Annotated in this window: 9 protein-coding genes; all 9 read right to left on the reverse strand. The window is 70.0% G+C overall.

What is annotated here, in order from left to right; genetic code table 11:
- Nucleotides 1-58 precede the first annotated feature (58 nt).
- Nucleotides 59-1,096: a ribonuclease H-like domain-containing protein gene (locus ABB28_RS12645; protein ID WP_057508954.1), complete on the reverse strand. Its 1,038-nt coding sequence runs from the start codon at nt 1,094-1,096 to the stop codon at nt 59-61.
- Nucleotides 1,093-3,582, reverse strand: a complete 2,490-nt coding sequence (locus ABB28_RS12650) for a DEAD/DEAH box helicase (protein ID WP_057508955.1) — start codon at nt 3,580-3,582, stop codon at nt 1,093-1,095. Before ABB28_RS12650 ends, ABB28_RS12645 begins: the two co-directional genes overlap by 4 nt.
- A 356-nt stretch (nt 3,583-3,938) precedes the next feature.
- Nucleotides 3,939-5,771 carry a hypothetical protein gene (locus tag ABB28_RS12655; protein WP_057508956.1) on the reverse strand — a complete coding sequence of 611 codons (1,833 nt, stop codon included), beginning with the start codon at nt 5,769-5,771 and terminating at the stop codon, nt 3,939-3,941.
- A complete protein-coding gene (locus ABB28_RS12660; RefSeq protein ID WP_057508974.1) occupies nt 5,768-7,933 on the reverse strand; it encodes a hypothetical protein in 2,166 nt (721 codons plus the stop codon). The genes ABB28_RS12655 and ABB28_RS12660 overlap by 4 nt, the downstream gene beginning before the upstream one ends.
- Nucleotides 7,930-9,051, reverse strand: coding sequence for a BatA domain-containing protein (locus tag ABB28_RS12665; RefSeq protein WP_057508975.1), 1,122 nt, complete (start codon nt 9,049-9,051; stop codon nt 7,930-7,932). The genes ABB28_RS12660 and ABB28_RS12665 overlap by 4 nt, the downstream gene beginning before the upstream one ends.
- Before the next feature lie 2 nt (nt 9,052-9,053).
- The gene (locus tag ABB28_RS12670; RefSeq protein ID WP_057508957.1) at nt 9,054-9,950 is read right to left on the reverse strand and encodes a DUF58 domain-containing protein; all 897 of its coding nucleotides are present in this window, start codon (nt 9,948-9,950) and stop codon (nt 9,054-9,056) included.
- 16 nt (nt 9,951-9,966) lie between these two features.
- Complete coding sequence (locus ABB28_RS12675; RefSeq protein WP_057508958.1) at nt 9,967-10,950, reverse strand: AAA family ATPase; 984 nt, start codon at nt 10,948-10,950, stop codon at nt 9,967-9,969.
- 49 nt (nt 10,951-10,999) lie between these two features.
- On the reverse strand, nt 11,000-11,674 hold the full coding sequence (locus ABB28_RS12680) for a DUF4159 domain-containing protein (RefSeq protein ID WP_170184010.1): 675 nt from the start codon (nt 11,672-11,674) through the stop codon (nt 11,000-11,002).
- Nucleotides 11,675-11,750: 76 nt separating this feature from the next.
- Nucleotides 11,751-13,085, reverse strand: a complete 1,335-nt coding sequence (locus tag ABB28_RS12685; protein WP_057508960.1) for a TldD/PmbA family protein — start codon at nt 13,083-13,085, stop codon at nt 11,751-11,753.
- Nucleotides 13,086-13,092: the final 7 nt, after the last annotated feature.

Genomic DNA, 13,092 nt, shown 5'->3' on the forward strand with positions numbered 1-13,092 from the left:
CAAATGGCATGAGCCGCCATCAGGCGCCATGCGCCGTCAACGTCGGGTAAACGGTCGCTCACCCGGCCTGCAACGGCAGGCAGTTCACCGGCGGTGGCACATCGGCCTGCGCCTGCTGTTCCACCAGCGCCAGGAACAACTGTGCAAGCGTCACCACGTCCTGGTGGTTGTGTTCGACCACCCGCCGCAGGTTCACCGCATCGCCGCCGCGCAGGAAGCGCAGCCAGGCGGAAGGGGCTTCCGAACCGGGCAGGTCATCCTCGCGCACCACTTTCAGCAGCTGCCGTTCGATGGTCGCCAGCCGGCAGTTTTCCCAGACCCCGCGATAACGCCGACGGGTCGGGTACAACAGGTCGATGTGGTCCAGCGCGGTGATCGGATCGCCCTGCCGTGCGAGCCGGAAGCGGGTCTTCAGCAGTGGCGCGTCGTAGCTGCGGCCGTTGTAGCTGGAAAACACCGTGGTCGGTGCCAGCCAGCCGGTGAAGGTGCGCAGCATGGCGGTCTCGGCGGCCATCGTGGAGATCATCAGCTGGCGGATGCGCAGGCCCGGCCCCCGCTCCGGGTGCAGATGCCAGTCGGCCGCGCCGATCATGAAGGCGCGGGTGCCGGTGCCGCCGGCCAGGCCGGTGGTTTCGGTGTCGAAGAACAGCAGGTCCTGCGGCGCCACGTGCTGCTGATCGCGCTTGGCGAACGCCAGTGACAGCGGCGCCGACGGGACATCCCCCGGCAGGAACGATTCGATCAGGTGCAGGCCCGGTGCGATCTCGGTGCCGGGCAGGCTGCGGTCCTGCGCGCGCGCCCGCGGTGCCGGGGTGGCTTCGCTGCCGCGTTCGCGCACGCCCAGCAGTCGTCGCAATCCTTTGGCATCGGCCACCTGGCGTGGCGCTGCGGCCACCCCGGTGGGTTTGTGGCGGATTTCCTTTTCCACCCAGGCAAACACCGAACGCGCGGCGTCTGGCTGTCTGGCATCGTTGGCCGCGGCGGGCAGTGCGGGCGCCGGCTGCGGCAACGCTTCGACGGGCGCCACCGGGGCAACCGCCTTCGCATCCCCGGCCTGCCGTCGCAGCAGCCGCAGCTTGTCCAGGCTCAGGCTCACGGTGCCAACAACTCCATCGGATCGGCGATCACCCCCGATACGTCCGGTACCTGCTCGCAGGCCTGCGCATCGAACAGGTCGAGCACGCGCAGGGCCAGCGCACGCGGGGTGGTGTCGTCGGCTTCCTGCGCGGCCAGCACCGGGCCGACGCAGGCCGGGCAGCCGGCCTTGCAGTCGCAGCGCTGCACCAGTTCGCGCGCGCGCTGCACCAGCTCCTGCTGGCGCAGCCACAGCGGCTCGCTCAAGCCGACCCCGCCGGGGAAGTTGTCGTACAGGTAGACGGTGGGCACGAACTGCTGCAGCAGCTCCACCGCGCCGGGGTCGCCTTCTTCACCGCGCAGCTGGCCGCGGCCGCTCTGGTCGGCGATGGCGAACCATGCGCCGTCGCCGTTGCCGACCGCCTTCTGCAGGTCGCGTGCGTCGGCCATCACCGCCACGGTGGCGACGATGTGCAGCGCGTAGGCCGCGCCCAGGAAACCGTCCAGCGCGTCCTGCTTGCTGGCGAACGCGCGCAGCAGCAGCGCCTGCGGCAGCTGCCACCACACCGAGGTGGTATGCAGTTCCTGGTCGGGCAGGTTGACCGGGCCGTAGCCGATGTTTTCATGGGTGTAGTAACGGATCTTCTTGTAGCCGGCCACGCGCCGTACCACGTGCACTTCGCCATGGTGCGCATCGCCGCGGCCGGCGACGTTGCCGTCGAAGCGGTCCAGCACCTTGAGCTTGGTGAAGTCGATGCTGTCGGTGTAGTAGTCCACGTGCGTGCGCGTGACGTAGGCCTTGCGGCCTTCCCAGTCCAGCGTCTCCACCTGGTAAGGGGTGGACTGCACCATGTGGATGGCGCCCTCGTACAGGGTCAGCGCCGCGGCCGAGTAATCCACCTCGGCGATGATCTGCTGCTTGCCGCCGCTGCGGTCGACCACCACGAAGTTGCCATCGGCCACCGAACGCAGGCTCACCGCGTTGGCCGGGTAGCTGTCGGCGATCCATTCCCAGCGCTCGCCCTCGCGGTGCACCACCTCGGTTTCCGCCAATGCTTCCAGGAACACTTCCGGGTCGATCGGGCCGAAGCCATCGCCGACCAGGAACGGCAGTTCGAAGGCGGCGCAGCGGATGTGGTCGAACAGGATCAGCGGCTGGTCCGGGGCGATGCGCGCATGCTCCGGCGAGGCATCGCCGAAGAAGTCCGGGTGGCGCACCACGTACTGGTCCAGTGGCTGCGAACTGGCGACCATCACCCCCAGCGCGGGCTGCTGGCGGCGACCGGCGCGGCCGAAGCGTTGCCAGGTGGCGGCGACGCTGCCCGGATAGCCGTTGAGGATGACCACGTCCAGGCTGCCGATGTCCACGCCCAGTTCCAGCGCGGAGGTGCTGACGATGCCGTCGATCTGCCCGGCGCGCATGGCGCGTTCGGTCTCGCGCCGCTCGGTCGGCAGGTAGCCGCCGCGGTAGGCACGGATGCGGGCGGGCTTGCGCGGGTCGTGGTCGAAGATGTCCTTGAGGTATTTGGTCAGCACTTCCACCATCAGCCGGCTCTGCGCGAACACCAGCGTCTTCAGGCCGGACTTGATCGCGATGCGCGCGATGCGGTTGCTCTGCGAGCGCGCCGAGGCACGCAGGCCCAGGTCCGGATTGACCACCGGCGGGTTCCACAGCAGCACCTGCTTGGGCCCGCTGGGCGCACCGGATTCGGTGATCGCGGTGACCGGCGCTTCGATCAGGGCCTCCGCATGCTGCTGCGGATTGCCGATCGTCGCCGAGCACAGGATGAACTGCGGTTGCACGCCGTAGAAGGCGCAGATGCGCTTGAGCCGGCGCAGCACATTGGTCACGTGGCTGCCGAACACGCCGCGGTAGGTGTGCACCTCGTCGATCACCACGTAGCGCAGGTTCTCGAAGAACTGCGCCCACTTGGTGTGGTGCGGCAGGATGGCCTGGTGCAGCATGTCCGGGTTGGACACCACGATGTCGCCATGCAGGCGGATCGCCTGGCGCGCATCGCCGGGGGTATCGCCATCGAAGGTGAAGGCCTTGACCCCGAGGTCGCCGGCGCGGTTGAGCTCCAGCAGTTCGGCTACCTGGTCCTGGGCCAGCGCCTTGGTCGGGAACAGGTACAGCGCCTTGGCCTTGTGTTGCATGGCCGCGCTCACCACCGGCAGGGTGTAGCACAGCGATTTGCCGCTGGCAGTGGGGGTAACGATGGCCACGTGTTCGCCGCGCTGTGCCGCGTCCCACGCGTGTGCCTGGTGGCTGTAGAGCTGGTCGATGCCGCGCGCTTCCAGGGCGGCGGCAAGCGCCGGCGGCACGCTGTCCGGAATCGGCGCGTAGCGGCCTTCGCGGCCGGGGATGGCGAAGCTGCCGGTGATGCGGTCGTGGTAACGGCGCTGCAGGCGGGCGCCGAGCAGGGCACCGTCACGTGCCGGCAGGCCATCGCGGGTGGCGAGCTGGTGTTCGGCATCGGCGGTGCGCTTGGCGAGTTCGTAAGCCATCAGGAAAACATGCCGCAAAGAACCCTATGGGAACACAGCTTGGTCTCAATGCCTGAGACGCGCATGTCCTGACAGGTGAATCATTCACCGCCGACCGAGCACCACCGCGCTCCGGTAGTGACGGCCGCTGGCCGTCATGCCGTTGCCTGGGTAGTGACGGCCGTTGGCCGTCAGCTTCTGCCCTCGGTGGGTGACGACCGTTGGTCGTCACGCTGCTGCCTTTGCCGCTGCGCTCGCCGAGCACGGCTCGGCGCTACCTGCTCTACGGTAGTGACGGCCGCTGGCCGTCAGCCTCTGCCCTCGGTGGGTGACGACCGTTGGTCGTCACGCTGCTGCCTTTGCCGCTGCGTTCGCGGCTACCGGTCCGTTGCTGGGGTGCGCCGCTCCAGCCACCACAGCACGCCGGCGACCAGCACGAAGGCCAGCAGCCATGGCCAGCGCGCGCCGGGCACCTGCTGCGTGGCGGCCGACATCTGGCCGTGTCCGCCGGCCACGCGCAGCGCCGTGCTGTCGCGCAGCTGCTGGCGATGCAGCGCGGCGGCGTCGGCGCGGTCGAACACATATATCGCCTGGCGCACCTCGCCCTGCACCAGTTCATGCCAGCCCGCCTGGCGTGGCCACCACGCCGCGCAGCGCTGCGCGCCGCTGGCGGGGTCGACGACCAGGGTTTCCGGTGCGGCTTCGGCACTGCCATGTACCCGCGTGCCCGCCGCTACACCGCACAGCACCACGCGTTCACCGGCCCACGGCGTATCGGTGGTCACCTGCACTGCGGGCGCTGCCGCGACCGGGCGCGCCACGAGGCCGACCACGCTGCTCCACAGCTCGGCGTGGCGGTCGTCGCGCCCGGCCAGCACCGCGCGGTAACTGTCGGTCACCGGCAGCAGGCCGATCCGTCCGCGACCGCTTGCGCGCCAGCCGCCGATGGCCGCGCCGTCTGCATCCTGCAGCAGCGGCTGGGCGCCAGCAACGCGCAGGGCCAGCTGTTCCAGCACCGGCACTTCGGCAAGGTGGGAACGTGCATCGGCCTCGGCCATCCACTGCGTTGCCGCCGCCGCCGGAGCACGCGGACCGCGCCGCGCCGGCAACAGCTCCGCCTGCGCTTCCCCCGCAAGTTTCAATGCGGCGGCCTGGCCATTGCCGGTGACTGCCAGGCCCCAGCCACGCAGGGTCTGGCGCGCGGTGTCCGGCAATGGCCCCGCGCTGCGTACCAACACGCCCAATCCATCGCGCAGCGCCTGCTGCACCGCGCTGCGCTGCGCCGCACCCAGCGCGGCCAGGCTGCGTTCGTCCAGCAGCAGCACGTCGGTGGCGGCCAGCCGCGCCGGAGCAAGCGCCACCGGCGCATCGCCCAGCATCACGCCGGCCCCCACGCTGGACTGGAACTGCAGCTCCACCCCGGCGTCGGCGGCCCAGCGCCGCAGGTACTTGGCTTCCGGCCCGGGGGCACCAGCCAGCATCAGCATCCGCACCGGTGCCGGCGCTTCGACCTGCAGCGGGACCGGGATGCTGTCCACCCGGTGATCGCTGGCGTCCAGCAGCCGCAGCTGGAACAGGGTGCGACCGACGACCCGCGCAACACCGTCCAGGCGGGCGCCGCCGCGCGCGTCCAGCGCGGCGCGGGCGACGACCTGGCCCGCGGGATCGAGCAGCTCGGCACGGCCGTCCGGCACGCCCTGGGCACGTGCGCGCACGCTGAAAACCGCGCCCGGTGGGGTGATCGCCGGCGCTTGCAGGCCTACCCAGCCGCGTGGCGCGGGCGACAGCCGCAACTGCACCTGGGCGGGCAACGGCGTATCGCGATCGCGCGCTGCCAACCCGTCACCGACCAGGGTGAGCCGTTCGGTTCCCGGGTGCTGGCGCAGGGCGGTGGCCAGGTCCGCTACGCGCGCGATGCCGGGGCGCGCGTCGGACTCCGGCAGGGCGAACACCGTCGCTGCGTCGTCTGCCAGCGCAGGCGCCTGCGCCGCGCCGGCCGTCAGCAACGTGAGCGCATGGCGGGGCGCACTGTGCTGCGGCGGAACCAACGCCAGCAGCAACAGTCCACCCGCCAGCGCCTGCAGCACCAGCAGTGCAACCAGCCGCAGTGGCGGCAGGCGTACGCCGCGCCGTTGCTGCAGCAGCAACCGCAACGTGGCCAGCAGCACGATGGCGACGATCGCCATGCTGATCCAGCGACTGTCCGTCATGGTCCGGCTCCCAGTGCATCGCGGTAACGCTGTCCCATCGCGTCGGGTGCGCTGCGCCGTGCCGGTGCTGGTATCGGGCGCAGCAGGGCACGCCACAACTGCGCGCGCAGCGCGTCGCGGCAGCGCACGCAGTCCGGTGCGATGCGTAGTTCTTCAATCGATGCGGCAAGACTGAGTGGATCGGCGAGGCGGCTTTCATTGGCACGCAGCCAGCGGTTCAACGCATCCAGGTCCGGTGCCTGGCCAGTACCGCCCAACTGCTGCCAGACCGCGACGATGGACGGGTCCGGTGCGGTCGGCGCCGTCAGCGGCAGGCGTCGACTGTCGATGCCTTCACGCTTGCCGCCCAGCCGCCGGCTCTCGTCGATCGGCGGCAGTTCCGGACCCACCCGGGCCAGGTAGATCCGCTCGGCCTGCTGCACTTCCTTGATGAAGGCCAGCGCCTTGTAGGCGTGCGGCAGGGCTTCCTTCGGCCGGCCCTGGCGCAGCTCGCCTTCGGAGGACCACATCTGGTCCAGCGCGGCCTTCAACGTGGCGCGCGTCTGCGGATCAAGCAGGGTGGCGGCCTCGGCATGGTCGTGGGTATGGCCGTACTCGGAAAGCACATCGGTGGCGCTGCCGAACACCTGCGGCTCCGCACCGGCCGCGTGATCGTGGCCATGGTCATCGTCGTGGTCGCCGGCATGGCTGTCGTGTCCGTGATCATCGGCCGCCGCCGGGGCATCGTTGCTGGGCACGTCGCTGGTCGGCAGGTCGCTGGTGGGTGGCGCTTTGGCTGCGCCTTCGCTCTCTTCGCCGAGGAACTGGCCGTAGCGCAGGCGCAGGATGCGCTGGTCCACGCCGATCGCATCGGAGCGACCGGTGAACGCGTCCGCCGACAGCCTGCTGCGCTGGGCAAGCAGGGCTTCGGCATCGATGATGATCTGCCGCTGGCTGCGGAAATACGCCGGCAGGGTGCGCTTGACCATGCCTTCCAGTTCGGCTTCCTGCACGTCGGCTTCGCTGGGCAGGCGCAGGATCACGCTGCTGCTCTGCGCCGTCTGTGGCGTGGGCGCGTGGTTGTCACGTACCTGCAGCTGCGCGATCACATCGTTGCCCGCGCTGGCGCCCAGCGCGGCCAGCGCCAGCGTGTGGGCGAAGCGCCGTTGCGTCGCCGGCCCGCTGCCGCTGAGCGGGATGACCTGCTCACGGAAGGTGATGTTTTCACCACTGCCCTGGGCCAGGGTCACCTTCAGCTGTGCCGTGGCGGCCACCCCGTGGTCATCGCTGGCTTCGAAGCGCAGCTGCCAGCGGCGCTGGCCGGGCGTGCCGAGCACCAGCGTGGCGTCCGGTTCGATCACCCGCACGCTGGGCGGCTGGTCGGGCACCACGTCCAGGCGATACAGGCGCGTATCGCGCAGCGCCGGCTCGGTCACCACGCGGTACAGGGCCGGGCGCGTGGCCTTCCAGTTGCCGGTCCACTGCCCATCCCGCGGCGTCAGTTCGATGCGCTGGCCATCGTGGAACTGCAGCGCGGCACGGGTGGGTGTGCCGGAAAAACGCAGCGACCACTGCAGTTGGCTGTCCTGTTGCACCTTGCCGTCGAGCGCGCTCTGCGTGCGCACCGGCTGGCCGGTATACGACGGCGCGGTGATGCGCAGGCGCGCGGACTGCAGCGCCGGCGGCGTGGCCGCAGCGCTGCCGGCTGCCGCGGCACCGGGTGCAGCGGCAGCCGGCACGCGGCCGGCGCGGGGCCAGCCGAAGGCGAGGGCGAGCAGCAGCACGCTGGCGCACCACGCGGCCAGCAGCGCCGGCCATGGCCAGGCTGCCTGCAGCAGCGGTGGGTCACGCTGCAGGGCCGCATTGATCTGGTCGCGTTGGCGCTGCTGCAGGGGATTGAGCGCTGCGGCGTCGGCAAACAGCAGGTCGGCACTGTCGCGCGCCGCGGGCCGCTGGTCCAGCTGGCGTACCAGCCAGCGGCGATCCAGCCGACGCGCGCGCCAGGTCGCCAGTGCGGCCGCACCGAGCAGGCCGATGGCCAGCACCCACGTTGCCATGTCATAGGTGGCAAGCCGCCATGCGAGCGCGGCCAGCGCGACCACCAGCGGCACCGCCAGGGCCATCGTCTGCGTGGCCTGGCGTCGGCGCGCTGCCTGCCAGGCGCGGTTCACCGCAGTGTTCATGGCGTGCTCCTGCGCCGGGCCGATGTCGCCAGCCAACGCTCCAGCGCGAACAGCAGCACGATCGCCAGCAGCAGCCACGGGGCAAGGTCGCGCGGCTGCGGCAGCGGAGCGGCCGCGCCGGTCAGCGGCACCTGGTCCGCCGCAACGCCGAGGGCGGGAACCGGAAGCGGGGCCAGCACGTCGCGCAGGCGTCGGGGAATGTCTTCGTCGGCGATGGCGGGGAGCGTGGCAATGGAGAGCGCGGCAGGAAAGCGGAGCAGGCGCCCGCGGCCCACGCTGCGTTGTTCGAGCAGCAGCGCGCCGTCTGCATCGCGCAGTACAGCAAGCCACGGCCCTGTTGCGGCAGCGTCGGCGCCGACCTGCAGCACGGTGCCACCCCCGGCGACCCAGGCCTGCCAGGCCGGCGGCAGCGGCATGGCGGACAGCCAGACACCGATCCGATCGTCGGCCGGCACGGCTTCGCTGGCAACGGCCAGCGGCGCATCGGTCCACGCGCGCTGCAGCGCTTCAAGCACGCGCAGCGCGGCAGGATCCCCCTCGCCGCCGGGATGCAGGCGCGGCGCTTCTGGTTCGGCGCGCATGGCGGCCACCAGCAGGGGCTGCGGCCGCCACTGCACGGTGCGCGACAGCCGGATCCGCTCGCCATCCAGGCCGGGCAGCGGATCAGGCAGATGAACCACCAGCGGTGCAGCGGCTGGCAGAGTCTGGTCGAGTTCGCGCAGCAGGCTGGCGAAGGCCGCCGTCGACGCGGCCGGGGCCTGCTGCAACGGCGGGAAGCCGGGAGCCAGCCAGCGCCAGTCGCCATCGGTGTCCGCGCCGCGCAGTGCTGCGCCGTCCAGCCCCGGCGCAACCACGTTTACCGGCCGCACATCGGCGGTTCCGCCCTGCAGTACCGGCTGCGCCAGCAGCAGGGCCAGCGCGGCCAGCAGCAACAGGCGCAGTGCCAGCAGCAGCCACTCGTCGATGCGCACACGGCTGCGCGGGCGGACGCGCGCCTGCAGCCAGCGCAGCGCGGCGAAGTCGAGCGGCACCTCGTGCTGCCGCCGGGCCAGATGGATCAGCAACGGCACCAGCAGCGAAACCAGCGCAAACAGCCCCAGCGGGAACAACAAGGACAGGCTCATGCGCCGCCCCGCGTGCCGAACAGCCGCTGCAGCGGCGCATCCGGCGGCTCGTCCAGCCAGCCGGTGGCGTGCGCGATGCCGGCGGACTGCAGGCGCGCCTGCAAGGCGTGCCGGGCCTGCGCGAACCGTTGCAGATACCCCGCGCGCAGTGCGCGGCCATCCCCCAGCAGCTCCGCGCCGGTTTCCGGATCGCGGAACCGGTGCCCTTCGGTGAACGGAAAATCGCGCTCTTCGGCGGTCAGCAGCTGCACGTTGAAGACATCGCGGCGGGCGGCGGCCAGGCGCTCCAGCAGCTGGATGCCGGTTTCATCGAAGCCATCGCCAAGCGCGACCAGCATGTCGCCCGCGTGCACGCGCTCCCAGACCGGGCGCAGGGTATCGGCCGGCGGCCACGTGCCCGTGGCGCTGAGCTGGCGCAGCTGCAGGTGCACGCGGTCGCGGTGGCGCGGACCGATCCCGGCCGGCACCCGCTGCACGCCGCTGCCACCGACGGCCAGCAGGCCGAACCGATCGCCCTGCTGCAGCGCGAGTTCAACCAGGCACGCCGCCACCGCACAGGCGAGGTCCAGCCGCGAAACGTCCGGCCGCGCGCGATCACGCTGGCTCGCGGAGGCACTGGTGTCGATCAGGATCCAGAGGGTTACCGGACTCTCGCGCTCGGATTCCCGAACGAAGAAGCGGTCCGAGCGCGCGTAAAGCTTCCAGTCCACCTGGCGCAGCTCGTCACCGGGCTCGTAGGCGCGGTACTGCGCGAACTCAAGCCCGGCGCCACGGCTGCGGCTGGCGTGCTGGCCGATCCCGTGCGCGCCGTGCGCGCGGCGTGGCTGCAGGCGCAGGGCCTTCAGGCGGCCGCGGACGTCGGCGGGCAGGGCAATGGGGGCGTTGTGGTCCACGCGTGCGTCGTCGCGGTCAGCCGGGGAACGGAACGGCCTGCAGCAGCGCAGCGACCACGTCGTCGGCGCCCTTGCCTTCGGCCTCGGCGGCGAAGGACAGCAGCAGGCGGTGGCGCATCACCGGCGCGGCCAGCGCCTGTACGTCATCACGGGTCGCGGCAAAGCGCCCCTGCAGCAGCGCACGTGCCTTGGCGGCCAGCACCAGCGACTGGCCGGCACGCGGGCCGGCACCCCATTTGATCCACTGGTTGACCGCCGCCGGTGCGGCCGCACCCGGGCGGCTGGCGCGCACCAGCCGGGTGATCCAGGCCAGCACATCGTCGCTGACGTGCACCTGGCGCACCGCGTCCTGCAGCGCGATCACCGCCTCGGCATCCATCACGTGCGGCACGCTGCCGCCAGCGCTTCCGGTGGTCTGGCGCAGGATGTCCTGCTCTTCCTGTTCACTGGGATAATCCACCCGCACGTGCAGCAGGAAGCGATCGAGCTGTGCCTCCGGCAGCGGGTAGGTACCGGCCTGTTCGATCGGATTCTGGGTGGCCAGTACGAAGAACGGCTGCGGCAGCGTGTAGGTCGTTCCGGCGTAGCTGACGGTGCGTTCCTGCATGGCCTCCAGCAACGCTGCCTGGGTCTTCGGCGGCGTGCGGTTCAGTTCGTCGGCCAGCAGCAGGTTGGTGAAGATGGGGCCTTTCTGGAAGCGGAAATGGCGGTGACCGGTGCCATGGTCTTCTTCCAGCAGTTCGGTGCCCAGGATGTCGCTGGGCATCAGGTCCGGGGTGAACTGGACGCGGCGGAACTGCAGTTCCAGCGCCTGTCCCAGCGAACGCACCAGCAGGGTCTTGCCCAGTCCGGGCGCGCCTTCCAGCAGGCAGTGGCCACCGGCCAGCAGGCCGATCAGCAGCTGCTCCACCACCTCGTGCTGGCCGACCACGGCCTGGGCGAGCGCATCGCGCAGCTGTTGCAGGCGCGGCAGCAGGGAATCAAGGTCAGGGGCGGTCATGGTCAAGCCTGTCAGGTGGGGGGGAACGCCGGGCAGCGCCCGGTCATGCTCAGTTGTTCAATGCGTACATCACGATGTTGACGCCGAAGCGGGTGTTGTCTTCGGCCAGGAAACGCTTGTTGCGCCAGTCGTAATCCCATTCGCAACCGTAATCCTTGTTGCTGTAGAGCACGCCGAGGCGACCGTCCACCTCGATGCCCTTGAGGTAATCGTGCACCAGGTCGTCGCCCCAGCCATTCAACTCGAAACCGGTGGCCGGCGGGCCGTCCGGGAAGCTGAAGAAACTGCGGTACAACGCGTGGTTGTTGGGCAGCTTCTTCAATGCCGAGGCGCCGAACAGCCGCGCCATCTGCGCTTCGAACGACTTGGCGAACAGGCCGTCGATGTCGTGGTTGCAGTCGTCGACGAACACGAAGCCGCCGTTGCGCACGTAGCGCACGAAGTTTTCGCGCTCGGCGGCATTGAATTCCACCAGCTTGTGCCCGGCGAGGTAGCAGAACGGTGCCTGCAGCATGCGCGGGTCGGACAGGTCCAGCACGTGTTCCTTCGGGTCCACGCGCAGGCTGGTGTAATCGATCAGCGAAGTGATCAGGTTGGACGGCATGCGCGCATCCACGTCCCAGTCGCCGGAGTCGTATTTCAGCCGGGTGAACCAGAAATCGTAACGGCTGGCCTGGGCGCGGGCGAAGCCCGGCAGCGCCGCCAGGGCGGCGCCACCGAGCATCGCGCGCAGGAACTGCGCGCGGTTCACGCCGTCCCTGCAGACGGCCCGCGGCCGTCGCTGCCGGTCCGGTGCGGCATCAGACCGCGTCGGACAACGAGGTGAAGGTGAAATCGCGCAGGCGCATCGGCGGGATCATCATCACGAAGCTGGACTCGTCGCCAGCCACGCGCACCGGCTTGCCCAGTTCATCGATGTTGTTGAGCATGATCACCGGCGATTCGTTGAAGCGGAAGTTCTTCACCGGGTGCTTGATCTGCCCGTTCTCGATGTAGAACGTGCCGTCACGGGTCAGGCCGGTCAGCAGCACGGTCTGCGGATCGACCATGCGGATGTACCAGGTACGCGTGACCAGGATGCCCTTCTGGGTCCCGCGCACCAGCTCGGCGGTGCTCTTGTCGCCGCCGCTCATCAGCAGGTTGCCCGGCCGCGCGTTGGCGGTCTTGCCCTGCTTCTGTGCCCAGAACCGCGAGTAGTCGAGGTTGGCGATCCTGCCGTTTTCGATGATGGCGACCTTGTCGCGCGGCATGCCGTTGTCATCCCACGGCAGCACCGGCGCTTCGGGATGCCACGGATCGGCGTGCAGGTTGACCCGCGGGTCGTACACCTGCTCGCCCAGCTTGTTGCCACCGCCCTTCTTCGACAGGAAGCTGCGGCCTTCATCGGCAGAGCGCGCGTCGAAGAAGCGCATCATGAAGCTGATCAGTCCGGCGGCTGCGGCCGGTTCCAGGATGACCGTGTACTTGCCCGGCTCCAGCGCCTTGGCTTCGGCCGATTCAGTGGCCTTGCGCATGGCGATGCGAACGTCCTGGTCGGCCTTGAAGTCCGCCGCATCCTTCAGGTTGCGACCGACCCAGCCCGAACCACGGCCGTCTTCGGTGCGCACCGTGCAGGTGTAATCGAAGCTGCTGGTGCGCTGGTAGCCGAAGTTGCCGTTGCTGTTGGCGGTGGCGACGAAGCCGTGGCCGTCTTCCAGGAAGCCGGCCGCGATCACGCCGGCCTGGCGGCACGGCAGGATCGAATCAGCGGCGACCTTGGCGCGGAATGCCGGATCGATGGCGCCGGTGGATTCGCTGAAGGTCGGTGTCGGGCGATAGGCCTGCTTGCCGATGGCCGGGATGAACTCCGGGTTCTCCGGCGCAAGCCGCGCCAGGTCTTCGGCACGGCGCACCACGCGCTCCAGCGCGGCATCGTCGAACTCGTTGATCGATGCGGTACCGACGCGCTTGCCGAAGGCCACTTCCACGGCCAGCGAGGCGTCACTGACGATGCCGCTGGTGGAGATGTTGTTCAGCGCGAAACGGATGTTGCCGTTGATGGACCCGGCCAGGGTCGCGGTGCACTCGTCGGCCTTGGACAGGGCGATGACCTTGTCGAGGATGGCCTTGGCCTGCTGTTCGGTGAAGATGCTCATGGGTTTC

Origin of the sequence: Stenotrophomonas chelatiphaga, from assembly GCF_001431535.1 — a bacterium.
Lineage (GTDB): Bacteria > Pseudomonadota > Gammaproteobacteria > Xanthomonadales > Xanthomonadaceae > Stenotrophomonas > Stenotrophomonas chelatiphaga.